The sequence below is a fragment of the Modestobacter sp. Leaf380 genome, assembly GCF_001424485.1.
Classification (GTDB): Bacteria; Actinomycetota; Actinomycetes; order Mycobacteriales; family Geodermatophilaceae; genus Klenkia.
In genome coordinates this window covers 451894-472264 of the sequence record NZ_LMQC01000019.1, presented here as the reverse complement: position 1 = coordinate 472264, position 20371 = coordinate 451894, and the positions used below count along the sequence as shown (strand labels likewise).

19 protein-coding genes are annotated in these 20371 nt (G+C 73.6%); 8 read left to right on the top strand and 11 right to left on the bottom strand.

Annotation, left to right across the window (positions count from 1 at the left end; translation table 11 throughout):
- Nucleotides 1–31: 31 nt before the first annotated feature.
- The 5 genes from ASG41_RS14690 to dnaA form a co-directional block, all read right to left on the bottom strand.
- A complete protein-coding gene (locus ASG41_RS14690) occupies nucleotides 32–544 on the bottom strand; it encodes a DUF721 domain-containing protein (protein ID WP_056296160.1) in 513 nt (170 codons plus the stop codon).
- Nucleotides 537–1796, bottom strand: coding sequence for a DNA replication/repair protein RecF (gene recF / locus ASG41_RS14685; protein ID WP_082556944.1), 1260 nt, complete (start codon nucleotides 1794–1796; stop codon nucleotides 537–539). The genes ASG41_RS14690 and recF overlap by 8 nt, the downstream gene beginning before the upstream one ends.
- An 88-nt stretch (nucleotides 1797–1884) precedes the next feature.
- Entirely contained in the window at nucleotides 1885–2814 is a 930-nt protein-coding gene (gene gnd, locus ASG41_RS14680; protein WP_056296157.1) for a phosphogluconate dehydrogenase (NAD(+)-dependent, decarboxylating), read from the bottom strand.
- Nucleotides 2815–2927: 113 nt separating this feature from the next.
- Nucleotides 2928–4079 (bottom strand): DNA polymerase III subunit beta, encoded by a 1152-nt coding sequence (gene dnaN, locus ASG41_RS14675; protein ID WP_056296155.1) that lies wholly within the window; start codon nucleotides 4077–4079, stop codon nucleotides 2928–2930.
- A gap of 986 nt (nucleotides 4080–5065) precedes the next feature.
- The gene (gene dnaA, locus ASG41_RS14670; RefSeq protein ID WP_056296152.1) at nucleotides 5066–6844 is read right to left on the bottom strand and encodes a chromosomal replication initiator protein DnaA; all 1779 of its coding nucleotides are present in this window, start codon (nucleotides 6842–6844) and stop codon (nucleotides 5066–5068) included.
- A gap of 946 nt (nucleotides 6845–7790) precedes the next feature.
- On the opposite strand from dnaA, the gene rpmH reads away from it, so the two are divergent.
- The 8 genes from rpmH (at nucleotide 7791) to ASG41_RS14630 (ending at nucleotide 13483) form a co-directional block, all read left to right on the top strand.
- On the top strand, nucleotides 7791–7928 hold the full coding sequence (rpmH, locus tag ASG41_RS14665) for a 50S ribosomal protein L34 (protein WP_056296149.1): 138 nt from the start codon (nucleotides 7791–7793) through the stop codon (nucleotides 7926–7928).
- A 1-nt stretch (nucleotide 7929) separates the two neighbouring features.
- Nucleotides 7930–8337 carry a ribonuclease P protein component gene (gene rnpA, locus ASG41_RS14660; protein WP_056296146.1) on the top strand — a complete coding sequence of 136 codons (408 nt, stop codon included), beginning with the start codon at nucleotides 7930–7932 and terminating at the stop codon, nucleotides 8335–8337.
- The gene (gene yidD, locus ASG41_RS23685; protein WP_056296143.1) at nucleotides 8334–8702 is read left to right on the top strand and encodes a membrane protein insertion efficiency factor YidD; all 369 of its coding nucleotides are present in this window, start codon (nucleotides 8334–8336) and stop codon (nucleotides 8700–8702) included. Before rnpA ends, yidD begins: the two co-directional genes overlap by 4 nt.
- Nucleotides 8695–9780: a membrane protein insertase YidC gene (yidC, locus tag ASG41_RS14650; RefSeq protein ID WP_056296140.1), complete on the top strand. Its 1086-nt coding sequence runs from the start codon at nucleotides 8695–8697 to the stop codon at nucleotides 9778–9780. Before yidD ends, yidC begins: the two co-directional genes overlap by 8 nt.
- 111 nt (nucleotides 9781–9891) lie before the next feature.
- On the top strand, nucleotides 9892–10593 hold the full coding sequence (locus ASG41_RS14645; protein ID WP_056296137.1) for a R3H domain-containing nucleic acid-binding protein: 702 nt from the start codon (nucleotides 9892–9894) through the stop codon (nucleotides 10591–10593).
- Entirely contained in the window at nucleotides 10590–11264 is a 675-nt protein-coding gene (gene rsmG / locus ASG41_RS14640) for a 16S rRNA (guanine(527)-N(7))-methyltransferase RsmG (protein WP_056296134.1), read from the top strand. Before ASG41_RS14645 ends, rsmG begins: the two co-directional genes overlap by 4 nt.
- A gap of 135 nt (nucleotides 11265–11399) precedes the next feature.
- The gene (locus tag ASG41_RS14635; RefSeq protein WP_056296131.1) at nucleotides 11400–12467 is read left to right on the top strand and encodes a ParA family protein; all 1068 of its coding nucleotides are present in this window, start codon (nucleotides 11400–11402) and stop codon (nucleotides 12465–12467) included.
- Complete coding sequence (locus ASG41_RS14630; protein WP_056296129.1) at nucleotides 12464–13483, top strand: ParB/RepB/Spo0J family partition protein; 1020 nt, start codon at nucleotides 12464–12466, stop codon at nucleotides 13481–13483. The genes ASG41_RS14635 and ASG41_RS14630 overlap by 4 nt, the downstream gene beginning before the upstream one ends.
- A gap of 50 nt (nucleotides 13484–13533) precedes the next feature.
- On the opposite strand, the gene ASG41_RS14625 is transcribed toward ASG41_RS14630, so the two are convergent.
- The 6 genes from ASG41_RS14625 to ASG41_RS14600 form a co-directional block, all read right to left on the bottom strand.
- Nucleotides 13534–14511 (bottom strand): D-alanine--D-alanine ligase, encoded by a 978-nt coding sequence (locus ASG41_RS14625; protein ID WP_056296126.1) that lies wholly within the window; start codon nucleotides 14509–14511, stop codon nucleotides 13534–13536.
- Complete coding sequence (locus ASG41_RS14620) at nucleotides 14508–15905, bottom strand: PLP-dependent aminotransferase family protein (RefSeq protein WP_056296123.1); 1398 nt, start codon at nucleotides 15903–15905, stop codon at nucleotides 14508–14510. Before ASG41_RS14620 ends, ASG41_RS14625 begins: the two co-directional genes overlap by 4 nt.
- 35 nt (nucleotides 15906–15940) lie before the next feature.
- Nucleotides 15941–17065, bottom strand: coding sequence for an N-acetylmuramoyl-L-alanine amidase (locus tag ASG41_RS14615; protein WP_056296119.1), 1125 nt, complete (start codon nucleotides 17063–17065; stop codon nucleotides 15941–15943).
- A 168-nt stretch (nucleotides 17066–17233) separates the two neighbouring features.
- Nucleotides 17234–17560, bottom strand: a complete 327-nt coding sequence (trxA, locus tag ASG41_RS14610; RefSeq protein ID WP_056296117.1) for a thioredoxin — start codon at nucleotides 17558–17560, stop codon at nucleotides 17234–17236.
- A 65-nt stretch (nucleotides 17561–17625) separates the two neighbouring features.
- Entirely contained in the window at nucleotides 17626–18576 is a 951-nt protein-coding gene (gene trxB, locus ASG41_RS14605; protein WP_056296721.1) for a thioredoxin-disulfide reductase, read from the bottom strand.
- Nucleotides 18577–18722: 146 nt separating this feature from the next.
- Complete coding sequence (locus ASG41_RS14600) at nucleotides 18723–20369, bottom strand: protein kinase family protein (protein WP_056296114.1); 1647 nt, start codon at nucleotides 20367–20369, stop codon at nucleotides 18723–18725.
- Between the last annotated feature and the right edge of the window lie 2 nt (nucleotides 20370–20371).

Here is a 20371-nt window from a genome sequence, read left to right as displayed (position 1 = left end):
GTTCGGGGGGGTGGTGGCTCGGGGTGGGGCCTCAGCCGTAGGTGTCGCGGGGTCCGCGGCCGCGGACCGTGCGCGGGCCCTTCTTCCAGCTGGGTGCCGTCGGTCCGACAACGCGCAACCGGGTCACGACGTCCCCACCGACGCCGCCGCCCAACCCACCGTGCAGCCGGGCCAGGATCGTCGGGGCCATCATGCGCAGCTGGGTCGCCCACGCGGTGGACTCCGCGACGACGGTCAGCTCGCCCTCGCTCAGGGACTGCGGGGCGCAGTGCGCGGCGATCTCCGGGCCGACCAGGGAGTCCCAGCGGCCGAACACCGACCCGACCTTGGTCCGCTCGCTCCAGTCCTGCTGGCTGACCAGGGAGTCGACCAGTGCACCCAGGGTCTGCGGGTCGTCCGCGCCGGGGTGCGCACCGGTCCAGGACCGGCGCGGACCGGCGACCCGGCGCCGGGTGGGCTTGGGGCGGGCCGCGGACGCCGCCCGCGCCGCGTCCAGCGCGGCCCGGGCGATGTCGCTGGGCCGGGCCGGTCGCTCCTCAGCCACGGGTGGCCACCTCCCCGTCCTCGAGTCGCCCGTCGACCGGTGCCTCGTCGTCCGGTGCCTCGTCGTCCAGTGGCCCGTCGTCCAGTGGCCCGTCGTCCGGTGGCCCGTCCTCCAGCACCGTCGCGGTGCCGCCGGCGACCAGCACCCGGGTGCCGCGCAGCGCCTCGGGCACGTCCTCGGCGACGGCGGCGGTGATCAGGGTCTGCTCGGCGGTGCCGGCCACCTCGGCCAACGCGGTCCGCCGGCCGGCGTCCAGCTCGGCGAACACGTCGTCGAGCACCAGCACCGGCTCCTCGCCGTCGGCGCGCAGCAGCTGGAAGCAGGCCAGCTTCAGCGCCAGCGCGAACGACCAGGACTCCCCGTGGCTGGCGTACCCCTTGGCCGGGGCCGGCCCCAGGTGCAGCACCAGGTCGTCGCGGTGCGGGCCGACCAGGGTGACCCCCCGGTCGACCTCTTCCTTGCGGCGCTCCTCGACCCGCTGACGCAACGCCCCGGTGAGCTCGGCCGCGGTCGGCAGGCCCAGGCCGGGCACGAACGCCGTCCCGTCCCCGGCCATCGGCACGGTGCTGGTGTAGCCCAGGGTCGCCGGGTCGCTGCCGGGCCCGGCGACCTCGGCGTAGGCCGCGGTCACGTGCGGGGCCAGGTCGGTGGCCAGCTGCAGCCGGGCCGCCAGCAGCTGGCCGCCCAGGTCGGCGAGGTGGCCGTCCCAGACCTCGAGCGTGGCGATGGCCCCGCCGCGGGCCAGCTTCGCGGTCTTGAGCAGGGCGTTGCGCTGCTTGAGCACCCGGTCGTAGTCCGACCGGACGCCGGCCAGCCGCGGCGTGCGGCTGACCAACAGGTCGTCGAGGAACCGGCGGCGCTCGGTCGGGTCGCCCCGCACGAGTGCCAGGTCCTCCGGCGCGAAGAGCACCGTCTTGACCAGGCCCAGCAGCTCCCGCGGCCGGGGCAACGGGGAGCGGTTCACCCGCACCCGGTTGGCCCGGCCGGGGTTGATCTCCACCTCGACCAGCAGCTCGCGGTCGTCCTTGCGCAGCGCGGCCCGGACGACGGCCTGCTGCGCACCGTGCCGGACCAGCGGTGCGTCGTTGGACACCCGGTGGCTGCCCAGCGTCGCCAGGTAGCCGACCGCCTCGACCAGGTTGGTCTTGCCCTGGCCGTTGCGGCCGACGAAGACCGTCGGCCCCGGTGTCAGCGGCAGGTCGACGGCGTCCCAGCTGCGGAAGGACCCCAACTGGAGGTGCCGGACGTACATGGAGGACCCCCTCGCGCCCCGAGCCTCGCGAGCTCGGCTCGGGCCCCTGCGAGGGGGCCGACCAGTCTGGAGTCGTCGACGCTCCCGCTCAGGCGGGGTCCTCGACCTCCTGCTTCTTGGCCTGCACGGCGTGCCCGCCGAACTGGTTGCGCAGCGCGGCGACGGCCTTCATCGTCGGGCTGTCGTCCTGGCGGGAGGCGAAGCGGGCGAACAGCGACGCCGAGATCGCCGGCATCGGGACGGCGTGCTCGATCGCCTGCTCGACGGTCCAGCGGCCCTCGCCGGAGTCGGCGGCCCAGCCGGTGATGTCGTCCAGGCCCGGGTCCTCCTGCAGCGCGCGGACCAGCAGGTCCAGCAGCCAGGAGCGGATGACGGTGCCCTGGGTCCAGGAGGCGATGACGCCCGGGACGTCCTCGACCAGGTCGACGGCGGCCAGCAGCTCGTAGCCCTCGCCGTAGGCCTGCATCATCGCGTACTCGATGCCGTTGTGGACCATCTTGGCGAAGTGGCCGGCACCCACCGGTCCGGCGTGCACGAAGCCCGCGCCGGGCACGGCCTGGCCGGACTCGTCCTGCGGCGCCGGGGGCTTGAGGGCGTCGAAGACGGGCTGGACCTTCGCCACGTCCTCCTTCGAGCCGCCGACCATCAGCGCGTAGCCGTTCTCCAGGCCCCAGACACCACCGGAGACGCCGGCGTCGACGTAGCCGATGCCCACGGTCGCCAGGTCGTCGGCGTGGATCTTGTCGTCGGTGAACTTCGAGTTGCCACCGTCGACGACGACGTCGCCCTCGCTGAGCAGCTCCTTGAGCGCGCTCACCGTCTGCCGCGTCGGGTCGCCGCTGGGGACCATCACCCACACCACGCGGGGGGCCTCGAGCGCGTCGACCAGGCCCTGCAGGCTGTCGACGTCCCGCTTGCCCGGTGCGTTGTCGTACCCGACGACCTCGTGGCCCGCGCGGCGCAGCCGCTCGGCCATGTTGCCGCCCATCTTGCCCAGTCCGATCAGCCCCAGCTGCACGCCGGTCCTCCTCGCATCAGTGGTGGGTCGCCCTGCTCCGGTCTCGGCGGCGCTGCCCCGGTGGCGGACCCATGGTGCGCGCCCGGCGGTGCCGGGCGCGATTCGAGCTCAGGTCACCCCGGGAGACGCACCGGCATGATCAGGTAGCGGTAGCTGCCCGGCTTGGGAGCCGCGCCGTCACCGTCGCCGGCGGGCTCGTAGGAGCCCGACAGGACGGCCGGCTTGAGCGCACTGGTGAAGTCCATCCGGGCCCGCTCGGTGTGCACCGCGGCCAGCCCGTCCAGCAGGAACGTCGGGTTGAACCCGATGGTCAGCGGGTCACCGTCGAACTCGACGTCGCACCGCTCCTCGGCCTGGCCCTCGTCGTCGGTGCCACCGGCGCGCAGGGTCACCTGGCCCGGGGTGAACTCGCAGCGCAGCGGGGTGCCCCGCTCGGCGACCAGGGCCACGCGCTTGGCGGCGTCGGTGAACAGGCCGACCGGCAGCGTCGCGTGCGAGGCGGACTCGCTGGGCATGATCGCGCGGTACTTGACGAACTCGGCGTCCAGCAGCCGGGTCGTGGTCTGGCGGTCCTTGCCGCTCATGCCGAGGATGCCCTCGCCGGAGCCGCCCGAGGACAGCGACAGCACGACCTCGGGGCCGCTGGTCAGCGTCTTGGCGGCATCGGCCAGGGTCCGCGCGGGCACCAGGACGGCGGCCGACAGACCCGGGGTCTCCGGGCGCCAGGCGAACTCCCGGACGGCCAGCCGGTAGCGGTCGGTGGCGGCGAGGGTGACGACGTCGTCCTCGATCTCGAGCCGGACGCCGGTGAGCATCGGCAGCGTGTCGTCCCGCCCGGCCGCGACGGCGACCTGTCCGACGGCCTCGGCGAAGGCGTCGCTGTCCACGACGCCCGCGGTGGAGGGCATCGAGGGCAGCGAGGGGTAGTCCTCGACCGGCAGCGTGGGCAGCGAGAACTTCGCGTTGCCGCAGGTGATCGACAGCCGGGCGCCCTCGGCGACGACCTCGACCTGGTGCGGCGGCAGGGCCCGGGTGATCTCGGCCAGCAGCCGGCCCGGGACCAGGGCGCGCCCGCCCTCGGAGGAGGACACGTCGACCTCGGAGCGGGCCGAGACCTCGTAGTCGAAGCCCGAGACCGACAGCGAGCTGCCCTCGACCTCCAGCAGGATCCCGGCCAGGACCGGCACCGACGGTCGCGGCGGGAGGCTGCGTGCCGTCCACGCGACCGCGTCGGCGAGCACCTCGCGTGCCACCCGGAACTTCATGTCGTGTCCACCCCTGCTCGTCTGGCGCTGTGCTGGTCCGTGCTCGGTCCGTGCTCGCTGGTCCGTGCCGCCGGCGGTCGTGCTGGTGCACGCCGGGTCCGGTCACCGGCCGCGCCGGTCACCTGCGGCGGTCAGTCTCCCCTGCCCGGGGGCCCGGCGTCGACAGCCCCCCACCGGCACCCCTGCCCCTGCTGCTGCTCGTCGGTGTCGACTCGGCGACCGGCACGTGCACACCCAGTGTGTGGTTCAAGGAATCTCCGAGGGACATCACTCATCACCGTCATCACGGGTGTGGGTACTGGGGAAAGGCCCTGTTTCCGCTGCTCAGGCACCGAGTGGGGCTGTTGGCCCGGTGTGGGCCGGTGACCGTCTGCCTGGGGTCGACATGGGGACACAGCGGCTTCGGTCCACCGGTGACCGGCTGCCTCCACCCCTGGTCCACCCGCTGTCCCGGCTCCGCCCCCCTCGACTGCACAGGGCGCCGGTCACCCCCCGCAGGGGGGACGTCACCGGGGACGGACCGGGGGACCAGGGGTGGAGGGGGTGGGGAGGAGGGCGGTCGACATGGGGACACGGTGTGGACGACGAGGGCCGGTGACCGTCCCCGGCCGGCCGGTCACCGGTGCAGGTCACCGACCGGGCCGCTGACCTGCACGGACACGGGGTCACCGTCCGTCGTCACGAATCGTGACCCGGACGGCACGGGATCTCCCCAACCTGTGCACAGAGCTGGGGACAGCGGGATCCGTGGGACGGCGGGGTCCCGGATCGACTGCGCACAGTCACCAGGACGAGTGAGGCGCGGCGGTCGACACGGCGACGCCCCCCGGGCGGGTCGCCGGGGGTCACCCGATCGGTGACCGACGTGGCGGGACAGTGGTCACCGGTCCGCGGCCGTCGACGACGGACCCCGCGTGCTGCCCGGCCCAGGACGACGAGAGGCCCCCGACCGCGTGGGTCGGGGGCCTCTCGGGTGGACGTCGTCCCTACTGGCGGGCGCGGCTCTTGATCCGGGCGGTGAGCTCGGTGACCTGGGTGTAGGTGGCCCGCCGCTCGCTCATCAGGCCGGTGATCTTCTTGACCGCGTGCATGACGGTGGTGTGGTCCTTGCCGCCGAAGGAGGCACCGATCCGGGGCAGCGACAGCTCGGTCAGCTCACGGCACAGGTACATCGCGATCTGCCGGGCGTTGACCAGCGTGCGGGAGCGGTTGGCGCCCTGCAGCTCCTCCATCGTCACGGAGAAGTACTCGGCCGTGGCCGCCATGATGATGGCCGCGGTGATCTGCGGGCCCTGCTCGTCGCTGATCAGGTCCTTGAGCACCAGCTCGGCCAGCGCGAGGTCGACGGGCTGCTTGTTCAGGCTGGCGAACGCCGTCACCCGGATCAGCGCACCCTCGAGCTCGCGGATGTTGGTCTGCACCTTGCTGGCGATGAACTCCAGCACCGCGTCGGGTGCCTGCAGCCGCTCCCCCCACGCCTTCTTGCGCAGGATCGCGATGCGGGTCTCCAGGTCCGGCGCCTGGACGTCGGTGATCAGCCCCCACTCGAAGCGGGTGCGCAGCCGGTCCTCCAGCGTCGTCAGCTTCTTGGGCGGCCGGTCGGAGGTGATCACGATCTGCTTGCTGGCGTTGTGCAGGGTGTTGAAGGTGTGGAAGAACTCCTCCTGGGTGCGCTCGGCACGCTCCAGGAACTGGATGTCGTCGATCAGCAGGAAGTCGATGTCCCGGTAGCGACGGCGGAAGTCCTCGGCCCGGCCCGAGTGCACCAGGTTGATGAACTCGTTGGTGAACTCCTCGGTCGAGACGTAGCGGACCCGGACGTTGGGGAACATCCGCGCCGCGTAGTGCCCGATCGCGTGCAGCAGGTGGGTCTTGCCCAGCCCGGAGTCGCCGTAGACGAAGAGCGGGTTGTAGGCCCGGGCCGGCGCCTCGGCGACCGCGACCGCGGCGGCGTGGGCGAACCGGTTGCTGTTGCCGATGACGAAGCTGTCGAAGACGTACTTGGGGTTGAGCCCCAGGTCCCCGCCGCCGGACCGACGGTCGGCGAAGAGCGGGACGCTGCCCCGGCCGTTGCCGTTCCCGCCGCCGTTGCCACCCCGGTCGCGGTCCCGCTCGTCGTCGACGTCCCAGGGCGCCGGTCGTCGGGGGTCGTTGCGGGGCCGGTCCCAGGCGGGGGCCCGGTCGTAGGAGTCCCGCGAGGCGGTGCCGCGCGACCAGTCCCGGCCGTCACCGGACTCGGGCAGCCAGACGTCGGTGCGCGGGGCGTCGCTGCGCACACCGAAGGCGCTGCGTCCGTCGTCGAGCTGGGCGCGGGCGGCCCGGTCCTCGTCCTCGCGGTCACGCTGCCAGTCCTCCCGGGCGCGGTCCTCGCGGGCCCGGTCCTCCCGCGCGCGGTCCTCGCGCTCCCACTCGGGACGACGGTCGCGCTGCTCGGCCACCCGGTCGGCGGGCCGGTCCCAGCCGCTGTCGGCGGTCTCGGCGGCGGCGTCGCGGGCGGCCTCGCTGGGGGTGTCCTCCAGCTGGACGGCGACCTTGATCTCCCGGCCGAACTCCGCGGACAGGGCGTCGGTGAGGGCCGTCCGCATCCGGGACTCCAGCACCGTCTGGGTGAACTCGTTGGGCGCCGACAGGACGGCGACGCCCTCGACGAGACCCAGCGGCCGGGTCAGGTTCAGCATCGCGTTCTGCTGGGGGGACAGGCTGCCGGCCAGTCGCTCCCGGATGCCGTCCCAGACCGTGGCCAGGTCGACCTGAGAGTCGGCCATCGGCTGTGTCCCCTTCCCTGCGTCCCCGTGTGCGTGCCGCGTGCCGGCGGTGGTGCCGTGTCGGTCGTGCCGTCCGTGCTGGTGGTGCGGTCCCTGCTGGCCGTGCCGTGCCGTGCCGTGCCGTGCCGTGCCGTGCCGGTGGTGCGGTGCTGGTCGTGCTGACGGTGCTCGCGCTGCGTCGCGTGCCGAGCTCCTCGTGTCGCTCGCGTCGCGCCGATGGTCCCCGTGCGCACGGGGAGGACTGCAGCCTGCCCTGCCGTGTGCCCCGGCGTCACCCCCGTGGGGGCCGGTGGCCACCCGCCGGACACCCGTGCGGACGACGTCGTCCGGTGGCGGGGCCGCTGGGGGGCCGGGTGCGGCGGACCGCTCCGTCCCCCGCTCGTTCCCCAGGTGTGGACCCGTCCACCCTCGGCGTCCACACCGGGGTCCACAGTCTGTGGACAGAGGTCGGGACGTGGTGGGGCGGTGGGCGGCTGTCCCGCGGCGTGCGGGGCGTCCGTCCAGGTCAGGAGCCCGTGGGCCGGTCCGGACGGCGGGTCGGACGGGTGTCCGGGACCCGTCCGGGGACGGCGTTCGGGGGGTTCTCCCGGGAGTCGGGCAGCGCGGCGACGCTAACAGCCGGATCCACAGGCGGGCAACGACCGGCACCGGACCCGGTGGCACCCACCGGCGCGTCGTCCGGGGCCCGCCGGGGGTGCGTGGTGCAACATGGCGGGTCCGCTGTCCTCCCGTCCGCCGGGCCGCTGGCCTCCTCGGCTATGCTTGTCGGCGTCTGTGGACAGCGGACGGTCCTGCACGTGTGCCCTGCGTGCTGTCCGTGCGTGACCGCAGCAGACCAGCCTCGGTGCGGACCGGGCCGCGACACACGTCGTGCGCCCACCAGCACCGCCGCGTGGCCGGCCCGACAGGCCGGCCACCGCCTCGACGTCGTCAGTGGGAGTACCTCGTGAGCAAGCGCACGTTCCAGCCGAACAACCGCCGTCGGTCCAAGACGCACGGCTTCCGGCTCCGGATGCGCACCCGCGCCGGCCGCGCCATCCTCGCCGGCCGCCGCCGCAAGGGTCGCGACAAGCTCTCCGCCTGAGGTGCTGCCCGCGCAGGCACGCCTGCGCCGGCGTCCGGAGTTCACCGTGGTCGTCCGCTCCGGCCGGCGTGCCGGGCGTCCGACCATGGTGCTGCACTACCTGCCCGAACGGCCCGTCGTCCGTACCGGGGGTCCCCAGGACCCTCCGGCCGGACCGCGGGCCGGTTTCGTGGTGGGCAAGTCCGTCGGCAACTCGGTCTGTCGGCACCGGGTGACCCGTCAGCTGCGCCACCTGGTGCGCGACGAGCTGCACCGGCTGCCCGACGGGGCCGACCTGGTGGTCCGGGCTCGGCCCGAGGCGGCCATCGCCGATGTCGGCACGATGCGCCGGGACCTCAGCCGCGGCCTGGACCGGGTGCTCGACGCCCGGCCGGCCCGCACGACCGGCTCCTCCGGGGGCAGGCCGTGAGCAGCCCGGCCGCCCGGGCGCTGCTGTCCGCCGTCGGTTTCTACCGGCGCGCGATCAGCCCGGTGCTGGGCCCGCGCTGCCGGTTCGTCCCGACCTGCAGCGAGTACGCCCAGGAGGCCGTGCAGGTGCACGGTGCGGCCCGGGGCAGCTGGCTGGCGGTCGCCCGGATCGCCAAGTGCGCCCCCTGGCACCCCGGCGGCGTCGACCTGGTGCCCGGCACCACACGGTCCGCCACCGATCCAGGAACCGCACAGCACGTCCACTCGTCGGACACGGGGGCAGGACCGGCAGCCGCCGTCCGCCCCACCCGAGCTCCCCGGCCCACCGGCGGCCGGATCCCGCAGCAGGAGGCTGGCGTTGCTTGACTGGCTGTACACCGCGATCGCGTGGGTGATGAAGCAGTGGCACGCACTGTTCTCCACGTTCCTGGACCCGGCGGGCGGCATCGCCTGGGCGCTGTCGGTGGTCATGCTGGTGGTGACCATCCGCGTCCTGCTGTTCCGCCTGTTCGTCAAGCAGGTGAAGAGCCAGCGGGCGATGCAGGAGATCCAGCCCGAGATCCAGAAGCTGCGCAAGCAGTACGGCTCTGACAAGCAGGGCTTCAGCCAGGCCATGATGGCCATGCAGAAGGAGCGCGGGGTCAACCCGCTGGCCGGCTGCCTGCCGATCCTGCCGCAGATCCCGATCTTCATCGGCCTGTTCCACGTGCTGCGGCGCATCGCGCCCGGCAAGGAGGGGCTGTACAGCTGGTCGGACACCCTCACCGAGCAGGCCGCCGCTGCCAAGCTGTTCACCGCCCCGATCGCCGCCTCGTTCAACATGGTGGGCGAGAAGGAGCGGGCCATCCTGGGCCTGACGGACGGCAGCTACACCGGCATCCGGGTCGTCGCCGGCATCTTGATCATCATCATGTGCTTCACGACCTTCTACACCCAGAAGCAGATCCAGAAGCGCTCCGGGCCGGTCGAGGGCCAGGCCGCCACGATCCAGAAGCTGCTGCTGTACGGCATGCCGATCAGCCTCTTCGTCTCCGGCTTCTTCTTCCCGATCCTGGTGCTGCTGTACTGGTTCACCAACAACCTGTGGACCCTGGGCCAGCAGTTCTACATCCTCAAGAAGCTGCCCCCGCCCGGGTCGCCCGGCGCCCTGGCCAAGGCCGAGGCCGACAAGCCCCGGATCGACCCCAAGCTGCTCGCGCCCAAGCCCGGTGCCAAGCCCGTCCGGCCCAAGACGGGCCGCCCCGCGGTGACCTCGGGCCCCGCGTCCGCCGTCGACGCCGACCTCGACGGGGTCATCGACACCCCGGCCGAGGGCGCCGGCTCCACCGCGGCCTCCGAGGGCACCGGGGCCAGCCGCCCGGCATCGGGGACCACCCGCCCACGGTCCGGGTCCTCGGGCGGGTCCGCCGGCCCGGCCAACCGCGGCAAGCGCAAACGCCGCTGAGCCGCTGGCCGCCTCCCTCCCGGTGAGGCGGCCCCCGGCCGGTCGCCTCGTCGCCGGCCCCCACTTCACCGGGCTCGACCCGGCCGCCTGCACTCCTCCGGAGGAACCCACGTGAGCGCACCGCAGAGCAGCACCGACAGCACCGCGAGCCCGGACACCGCCGTCACCGCCGAGGCCACCTCCGGCGCCGTCCTGCCCACCGACGGCGGGGAGACCCTGCTCCCCGACGCCGACGAGGCCTCGGCCGACGCGGTCGTCGAGCCGGTCGACGTCGTCTCCGAGGACGCCCCGGCACGGGACGCTGCGGAGGCCGGGGACGACGAGGACGACGAGGACGACGACGAGGGGGCCGACGACCTCCTCGTGCGCGAGGGCGACGTCGCCGGGGACTACCTGGAGCGGCTGCTGGACATCCTCGACGTGGACGGTGACATCGACCTCGACGTGGAGGGCGACCGCGCCTCCGTCGCCGTCGTCGGGGGTCAGCTGACCACCCTGATCGGGCCCGAGGGCGCCACGCTGGAGGCCCTGCAGGAGCTGACCCGGCTCGCCGTGGCGCAGTCCACCGGGACCCGCAGCCGGCTGATGCTCGACGTCGGTGGCTTCCGGGCGCAGCGTCGCGCCGACCTCACCGCGCTCGCCGGCGATGCCGCCAGCCGGGTCGCCGAGAGCGGCGCGCCCGAGCGGCTGGCTGCGATGAACCCCTTCGAGCGCAAGGTCGTGCACGACGTCATCGCCGCCGCGGCCGGCGTGCGCAGCGAGTCCGAGGGCGAGGAGCCGAACCGCCGCGTCGTGGTCCTGCCCGAGAAGTGACGTCGCCCGAGGAACCCACCGAACCCACCGCCCCGCAGCTGCCGGAGGAGCCGGCGACCGCCGCGGCGGTCTTCGGTGACGCCCTGCCACTGGCTCGGCGTTACGTCGAGCTGCTCGCCGGCGACGGGGTCGTGCGCGGGCTGATCGGTCCCCGCGAGGTCCCCCGACTGTGGGAGCGGCACGTGCTCAACAGCGCCGCGGTCGCCGAGGCCGTGCCCCAGGGTGCCCGGGTCGTCGACATCGGCAGCGGGGCCGGGCTGCCCGGCATCCCGCTGGCGTTGGCGCGACCGGACCTGACGTTGTCCCTGGTGGAGCCGATGGCCCGCCGGGTCGAGTTCCTCGAGGACGTCGTCGCCGCGCTGGGCACGGACTGGCGGGTCGTCCGCGGGCGGGCCGAGGAGAAGTCCGTCGGCCGCGCCGTGGGTCCGGTCGACGTGGTCACCGCCCGGGCGGTGGCACCCCTCCCCCGGCTGGTGGGCTGGTGCACGCCCCTGCTGCGGCCCGGTGCCCAGCTGGTCGCCCTCGTCGGAGCCAAGGCGGCGGCCGAGGTGCCCTCGCTGATCCCCCGGTTCGCGGCGGCCGGGATGCGGGACGTGCACGTGCGGGCGGTCGGTGAGTCGCTGGGGTCGGCGGCCACCACGGTCGTCGTCATGACCCGCGGCGGTCGCTGAGCGGCTGGTCCGCACACCCACCTGCGACCCGTAGGCTGGGTCGTGGAACGAGTCCACGAGCGCGTTTCACGTGGAACTGGCTACAGGACCCGACCCGTTCCACGTGGAACACGGTCGGGCGAGGAGGACGCAGGCATGACGGATCCAGGCGAACGGCTGCGGAGCAGTCTCGCCGCCGACTCCCCGCCTGCCGGTGTCGAGTTCGACAGCCCCATCGCGATGGAGGCCATGCGGGCCACTCGGGTGCTGCACGCGAACGAGCAGGAGCCCTTCCCCGCCCCCGGGCGGATCCGGGTCATCACCATCGCCAACCAGAAGGGCGGCGTCGGGAAGACCACCTCGACGGTGAACCTCGGCGTCGCGCTGTCGTTGTTCGGCCTGCGCGTGCTGGTGATCGACCTGGACCCGCAGGGCAACACCAGCACGGCCCTGGGTGTGGACCACTCGGTGGGCACGCCGTCCATCTACGACGCGCTGGTGGGTGAGTCCACGCTCGCCGAGGTCACCCACCCGACGACCGCGTCCCCCGACCTGCGCTGCATCCCGGCCACCATCGACCTGGCCGGAGCCGAGATCGAGCTGGTCAGCGTGGTCGCGCGGGAACACCGGCTGCGCCGGGCCATCGAGACGCACCTGCACGCGCTGCCCGCCGAGGAGCGCCCGCACTACGTCCTCATCGACTGCCCGCCGTCCCTCGGGCTGCTGACGCTCAACGCACTCGTCGCCGGGGACGAGGTGCTGATCCCCATCCAGTGCGAGTACTACGCGCTGGAGGGGCTGGGTCAGCTGCTGTCCAACATCGAGCTGGTCCGGGCGCACCTGAACCCGGGCATCTCGGTGAGCACCATCCTGCTGACCATGTACGACGGGCGGACCAAGCTCGCCGACCAGGTCGCCGACGAGGTGCGCAACCACTTCGGGGACCTGGTGCTGTCCTCGGTCATCCCCCGCAACGTGCGGGTCAGCGAGGCTCCCGGTTACGGGCAGTCCGTGCTGACCTACGACCCGGGCTCGCGCGGGTCCACCAGCTACGTGGAGGCCGCCCGGGAGCTCGCGCTCCGGGGGGTCGACCTGGAACCCCTGGTGCCCGTGCAGCCCACCCCCGCAGTGGCAGCCGCTCCCCCGGCGGCCCACCCGCTGTCCGCGCTCGTCCTCGGTGAGACCGTGGCGAGCGTCCGATCAGGTCCCCAGGAGAACTCATGAGCAAGCGCGGCGGACTCGGCCGGGGCCTGGCGGCCCTCATCCCCACCAGCGCCCCCGCACCGACGGCCACCCCGGCGGCCCGCGCCGCCGAGGCGGTCGAGGCGGCCGCCGAGCGCGCGGCCGCCGGTCTCACCGAGGAGCCCCCGCCGCCGGCGCTCTCCCCGGTCGCCGACCTGCCGGCCGAGGTGGCCGGCGTCCCCGGTGCCCAGCTGCGCGAGGTCTCGGTGGACGACGTCGTCCCCAACCCCAAGCAGCCCCGCCTGGTCTTCGACGACGAGGCGCTGGAGGAGCTCGCGCACTCCGTGCGGGAGTTCGGCCTGCTGCAGCCGATCGTCGTGCGCGAGCGGCCCGAGGGCGGCTACGAGCTCATCATGGGCGAGCGCCGGCTGCGCGCCGCGCGGGCGGCCGAGCTGCAGACCGTGCCGGCGATCGTCCGGGACACCTCCGACGACGCGATGCTGCGCGACGCCCTGCTGGAGAACATCCACCGGGTGCAGCTCAACCCGCTCGAGGAGGCGGCGGCCTACCAGCAGCTGCTGGAGGAGTTCGGCGCCACCCACGAGGAGCTCGCCGCCAAGATCGGCCGCAGCCGCTCGCAGGTCACCAACACCATCCGGCTGATGAAGCTGCCGGTGAAGGTGCAGACCCGGCTCGCTGCCGGCGTGCTGTCCGCCGGCCATGCCCGGGCGCTGCTGGGTCTGCCCGACCCGGAGGCGATGGACGCCCTCGCCACCCGCATCGTCGCCGAGGGCATGAGCGTGCGGGCCACCGAGGAGGCCGTCGCGATGGCGGTCGCCGCCGAGCCCGAGGCCAAGCGGAAGTCCCGGCGGACCATCACCGCCCCCGGGGTCGAGGAGCTGGCCGGCCGGCTGTCCGACGTCTTCGAGACCAAGGTCAAGATCCAGATCGGCCGCTCGAAGGGCCGGGTCGTCGTCGAGTTCGGCTCGGTCGACGACCTGCAGCGCATCATCGGCGTGATGGCCCCCGACATCACCGGTCGGAGCTCCGCGCAGTAGCAGCACCGAGGACGGCCCCGGTTCCGTCACAGACGGAACCGGGACGGGACTCAGCCCCGGGTGGCGGCCTGGCGCAGCAACCGGGTGAGCACGTCCCCGAGCCGGTACCCGGCGGCCTCGACGGCCATCGGGAACATCGAGGTCTCGGTGAGGCCGGGTGAGACGTTGACCTCCAGGAAGTGCACCTCGCCGTCGGCGTCCACGATGAGGTCCGTGCGGGACAGGTCCGCCAGGCCCAGCGCCCGGTGCACGGTCACCGCGGTCTCCGCCGCCCGGCGGGCGACGTCCTCGGTCACCCGGGCCGGGGTGTGGTACTCGGTCAGCCCCGGGGTGTAGCGAGACGTGTAGTCGAAGACGCCGGACTCGGGGGCGATCTCGACCGCGGGCAGCGCCTGCGGTCCCTCGCCCAGGTCGATCACCGACACGGCCAGCTCGATGCCCTCGACGAAGCGTTCGACGAGCACGGTGTCCCCGTAGGCGAAGCAGCTGACCATCGAGGCCGGCAGGTCCTCGACCCGGCTGACCTTCTGCGCACCCAGGGCCGATCCGCCCGAGGCCGGCTTGACCATCAGCGGCAGGCCCAGACGGGCGACGATGAGGTCGAGCACGGCTGCAGCGCCCAGCTCGCGGAACGTCGAGTGCGGCAACGCGACCCATGCCGGCGTCGTCACCCCGGCGGTCTGCACCACGGACTTGGCGGCCGGCTTGTCCCAGGCCAGCCGGCAGGCCGCAGCCGGCGACCCGACGTAGGGCACCCCGGCGAGGTCCAGCACCGCCCGGACGGCACCGTCCTCACCCGTGGAGCCGTGCAGGGCGATGAAGACGGCGTCGGCCGGGGTGGCGGCCAGGCCGGGCAGCAGCTCGCTGTCGGCGTCCCGCAGTTCGGCGTCCAGGCCGGCGCGCAGCAGCGCCTCGACCACCTGGGTGCCCGAGGACAGGCTGACCTCGCGCTCGAAGGTCAGGCCACCGGCGAGCACGACGGCGCGCAGCAGGTCGGTGTCGGTCGACACCGGCGTGGTGTCGCTCATGACGGGTCCCCCAGCTGGTCCGTGGACGCCGGGCCGGTGATCGCCTCGGTGGTGGGCACCTGGGGGGTGCTCGGGCGGGCCGCCCGGAAGGTGCCGGTGTCCACGCCGTCGAAGGTCGAGTGCAGGTCCAGCTCGGCCTCGATCACCCGCGCCAGACGACGCACACCCTCACGGATCTGGTCCGGCTCGGGGTAGCAGTAGGACAGCCGCATGAACTCCTTGCCCTGGCCGTCGGCGTAGAAGCCGATGCCGGGCACGTAGGCCACGTGCGCGCTGACCGCGCGGGGCTGCATCAGCTTGGCGTCCAAGCCGTGCGGCAGCTTCAGCCACACGTAGAACCCGCCGTCAGGCCGGCTCCAGGTGGTGCCCGGCGGCATCAGTGCGGTGAGGGAGTCCAGGCAGGCGTCGCGGCGCTCGCGGTAGAGCTCGATGAAGGTCTTGATCTGCTGCTGCCAGGGCTGGGTGTCCAGGTACCGGGCGACGGCGTACTGGGTGAGCGAGGGCGGGCACAGCACCTGCGCCTCGGAGGCCAGCACCAGCTTCTCCCGGACGGCGAGGGGCGCCAGCACCCAGCCCACCCGCAGACCCGGGGAGAAGGTCTTGGAGAACGAGCCCAGGTAGACGACCCGCTCGCTGTTGCGGGCGCGCAGGGCGCGCATCGGCTCGTGCTCGAACCCCAGCAGGCCGTAGGGGTTGTCCTCGATGACGAGCAGGTCGTACCGGTCGGCGATGTCCATGATCCGGACCCGCCGCTCCTCGGTCAGCGTGACGCCGCCGGGGTTGTGGAAGTTCGGGATCGTGTACAGGAACTTGACCCGGTCACCGCGGGCACGGCACTCGATGAGCGCGTCCTCCAGCGCCTCGGGCACCAGGCCGTCGTCGTCCATGGCGACGTGCTGCACGCGGGCCTGGGCGGCCTGGAAGACCCCGAGCGCACCCACGTAGGACGGCGCCTCGGCCAGGATCACGTCACCGGGGTCGCAGAACACCCGGGTCACCAGGTCCAGCCCCTGCTGGGACCCCACGGTGACGACGACCTCGGACGGCGAGGCGTCGGTGATGCCCTCCAGGGCCATCACGTCGCAGATCCGCTCCCGCAGGCGGGGGTCGCCCTGGCCGGAGCCGTACTGCAGGGTCTGGGCGCCCATCCCGCTGACCAGCTCGCCGATCATGGAGCCCACGGCGTCCAGCGGCAGGGCGGTGACGGCGGGCATGCCACCGGCCAGCGACACGACCTCCGGCCGGCTCACCACGGAGAACAGGGCCCGGATCTCCGAGCTCTTCATGCCGTGGGTGCGGGCGGCGTAGCGGTCGGCCAGCGGGTCCAGCCGCGGGTGACGCGCCGGGACCGGGACCGACGCGCTGACCGTGGGGTCGGGCGTCGAGGAGGACATCGTCAGAGTGTAAGGACCCGGCCTGCCGACACGCCTCAGGCGCTGGTGGACAGCTGGTACGTCCCGGTCGGCGGGTCGGCGTCCTTGGGCAGGAACAGCCGCTGGACGGCGGCCAGCACGGACTGCGCGATGGTGCCGCGCAGCCGGGCGTCGAGCAGCAGCTGCCGGTCCACGGGGTGGGAGAGGTAGCCGCAGTCGATCCGGATGGCCGGCATCCGGGTCAGCCGCAGCAGGTCCCAGGTCTTGGCGTGCGAGCCGCAGTCGAGCATGCCGGTGCGCGCGACGACCTCGCGGCGCAGCAGGTTGGCGAACTCCTCACCGACCGTGGACGAGGCGCCCGACCCGGTGCCGTAGTAGTAGCTGGCCACCCCCCGGGCGTGCTGGGAGTCGTGCGCCTCCATGTGCAGGGAGACGAACAGGTCGGCCCGGGCGTCGTTGGCGAAGCCGGTCCGCTCGGCGAGCGTCGGCCCTCCGGTGCGGCCACGGGTGAGGTACACCGTGGCACCGGCGGCGGCCAGCCGACCCTCGATCCGGGTGGCCAGGTCGTAGACCAGGTCGGACTCGGTGGTCTCCCCGGCGGTGTAGCCGCTGTCGTCCCCGCCGTGACCGGGGTCGATGACGATGACCCGGCCGATCAGGTGCGGGCCGGACTCGACCAGCGAGGCGCTCTGCCGCAGCAGCTGCGGGCGGCCCCCGGTGACGCGGCGGCCCAGCTGGCGCAGCGCGCGCAGGGTCCCCGGGCCGCAGGTGCCGTCGACGGTGAGCCCGTAGTCGCGCTGGAAGGACTTCAGTCCGTTCTCGGTCTCCACGCCCAGGATCCCGTCGGCCCGCCCGGCGTCGTAGCCCAGTTCGAGCAGGCGCTCCTGCAGGCCGGCGACGTCGTCCCCACGGTGCGGGCGTTCGGGGTCGTAGCGCAGCACCCGGTCGCCCAGGGACCACCGGGCCTCCGACAGCGCGCGGTAGGTCTCCTCGCCGACCCGGCCGTCCACCGAGAGCCCACGGACCTGCTGGAAGTGCCGCACGGCCAGCGCGGTGGGCTCGTCGTAGACGGCGGCCGCCTCGGGTGCGGTGGGCTCGGTGTGCAGCAGCCCGAGGCTGCGCAGCGCGGCCTGGACGTCGGCCACGGCCGGGCCGGTGGCGCCGGGGACGAGGGGTTCCACGCGGGGGTCGCTCCAGGGGGTCGGGGTGGGTCGGCACCGATTGTCGTCCTCGCCGGTCACTCCGGCGAGACCAGGGTGGTCAGGACGCGCAGGGGCCCGGACGCTGGGTCGTGCGGCGTCCGGGCCCGTGGCGCGCCGGCCCCGGTCCGCTTGGACCGGGGTCGTGGCTCAGATGTAGTCGGCCAGGTCGGAGAGGATCGCGCCCTTGGGCTTGGCGCCGATGATGCTCTTGACCGGCTTGCCGCCCTGGAAGACGGTCATCGTCGGGATCGACATGACCTGGTAGTCCCGGGCGATCTGCGGGTTCTCGTCGATGTTGAGCTTGGCGATGGTCAGCTTGTCGCCGTGCTCGGAGGCGATCTCCTCGAGCACCGGGGCGACCATCTTGCACGGACCGCACCACTCGGCCCAGAAGTCGACGAGCACGGGCTTGTCGCTGCCCAGCACGTCGGCGGCGAAGCTCTCGTCGGTGACCTTGACGGTGTTGCCTGCCATGGGGATGGCTCCTTCGGTTGGGGTGTGCGCGTGGCGGTGGGTGTCGGAGCTGACGCCTGGCGGCGTCAGCGCTCGTCGAAGGTGTCGGCGAGCCAGCGCTCGGCGTCGATCGCGGCGGCGGCACCGGTGCCGGCCGAGGTGATGGCCTGGCGGTAGATGTGGTCCACCACGTCCCCGCAGGCGAAGACGCCGTCGATGTTGGTGCGGGTGGTCGGGTGCTCGACCTGGACGTAGCCCTCGTCGTCCAGCTTGAGCTGGCCGGCGAACATCTCGCTGCGCGGGTCGTGGCCGATGGCCACGAAGAGGCCGGTCACGTCGAGGGTCTCGGTGGCACCGGACTCGGTGTCGGTGAGCTCGACCGAGGCGACCTGGTTCTCGCCGTGCACGTCGGTGACCTGCTTGCCCAGTGCCCAGCGGATCTTCTCGTTGTCCTGGGCGCGCTTGACCATGATCTTGCTGGCGCGCAGCTCGGGACGACGGTGGACCACGGTCACGGACTTGGCGAAGCGGGTGAGGAAGGTGGCCTCCTCCATCGCGGAGTCACCGCCGCCGACGACCACGATGTCCTGGTCGCGGAAGAAGAAGCCGTCGCAGGTGGCACAGGCCGAGACGCCGTGGCCGAGCAGGCGCTGCTCGTTGTCCAGGCCCAGGTAGCGGTACTTGGAGCCCGTGGCCACGATCACCGCGTGCGCCAGGTGCGTCTCGCCGCCGACCTTGACCACCTTGGGGGTGGCCGTGAGGTCGACCTCGGTCACGTCGCTGGGCACCAGCTCGGCACCGAAGCGCTCGGCCTGGGTGCGCATGTCGTCCATCAGCTGCGGGCCCTGGACGCCCTCCGGGAAGCCGGGGAAGTTCTCCACCTCGGTGGTGGTCATCAGGGCGCCGCCGAACTGGCTGCCCTCGAAGACCAGCGGGTGCAGGTTGGCCCGCGCGGCGTAGGTCGCGGCGGTGTACCCGGCCGGGCCGGAGCCGATGATGATCAGGTCGCGGACGCCGTCGTGCTCCGCCGGCGGGATCGCGGCAGGGGAGGCACCGGGGTCACCCGGGGCCGAGACCGCGGGGCCGGGGGTGGGCTGGTTCGTCGTCACGGGCGGCACAACGGCCAGGGTAGGGGGAGCATTCCCGACCGGCAGCCGGTGGGCGCCCGAGGGAGGGACCGGTCTCAGCCCGCGGCCACCGGGGTGACCTCGGCGATGTCGGCGCTGAAGCCCTCGTCCCCGGACACCAGCCCGGTCACCCACACCAGCACGTAGCGGGTGGTCACGGCCTCGTCGAAGGTCAGCTCGTCGGTGCCGCTGAGCTCCCCGCCGGCGGCGACCGGGTAGCTCTCGAGGTCGCCGTCGGCCGAGTCCCCGGTGCGGACCTCGACGACCGCGCCGGGGGTGTCGGTGGCGATGGTGACGCCGGACAGGGCCTGCTCGCTGCCCAGGTCGTACAGCACGCCGACGCCGGGCTTGAGGTTGCCGAACTCGGCGGAGCCCCGGTAGTTCAAGGTCGGCCAGGATGTGGCCGGGTCGCCGTCGTAGGACAGCGGGACGTCGTCGTCGTTCTCGGGCTCGCCGTCGCCGAAGGGGTCGAAGACCTCGGCTGCGGTGATCTGCAGCGGTGCGGCCGCGGGGGGCTCCTCGCTGGGGGCCGGGCTCTCGGCCGGCGCACTGAACGTGGGGGTGGACCCGACCGGGTCCTCGACGCTGCTGGCGGCGGAGATGACGTTGGTCCCGAACCACCAGCCCACGCCGATCACCATGGCCAGCGCGAGCAGCGGCAGGCCCACGACGACCAGCCGGCGGCGCCAGCTGGAGCCCGCGCCGTCGGTGTCCAGGTCGTCCTCGACCGGGTCGTCGTCGCTGCCGTCGTGGAAGGCCGAACCCCAGTCGAGCCGGTCGTCCTCGGCCGCCCGGTCGTCCCGGTCGTCCCGGTCGTCGTCGTCGTCGACGAGGCCGCGGTGGGCGGGGGCCGGCACCGGCGGGGTGACGGCGGGGCGGGCACCGGCCGGCGGGGCGCCGGTGGTGAGCCCCTCGGCGTCGGCGGCGTCCCGGCGGTCGCGCAGCTTGCGCAGCCAGCCGCTCTCGGTCTCGTCGCCCCGCACGGTCGGGAGCGGGCCGGTCTGGTCGGTGCGCACCCGCTCGCCCAGCAGCGCGACCATCGCCGCGACGCTGGACAACGCGGTGCCCGGCTCGGTCGAGCGCGCCCGGCGCACGAGCGCGGCCAGGTCGGGCTGGGTGATGACGGGGGGGACCGCGCCAGGGGTGTCACCGCGGCGGCCGGTCAGGCACAGCTCGAGCAGCGCACCCAGCGCGGCGATGTCGCCGGGGACGGTGCCCTCGGCAGCGGGGACGGCGAGCAGGCCGACCAGCCCGCCCGAGCGCAGCACGACGTGCTCGGGGGTGAGGCCGCCGACGGCCAGTCCGACCCGGTGGGCCTCGGCGACGCCCTCGGCCAGCCGGCGGACGACGGTGCGCGCCTCGCGCTCGGGGAGCGGTCCCGCCTCGAGCCGGTGGGCGAGGGTCTGGCCCTCGATCCACTCGTTGACGACGTAGGCGGCGGGGCTGTCGTCCGGGGTGCCCTCGGCGGCGTCGTAGACCATGGCCAGCGCGGGGGTGGCCAGTCCGCCGGCGGTCAGCGCGCGGGTGATCCAGGCGCGGGCGGCCGGTCCACCGGGGTGGTGCACGCGCAGCGCGACGTCCCGGTTGAGGACCCGGTCACGAGCCCGCCAGGAACGGATGACACCGGTGCTGGTCGGCTCGTCGGGGGCGAGCTGGTCCAGGGGGCGGTAACGGTCGGGCAGGCCGGTGGTCGTCGACGTCACGG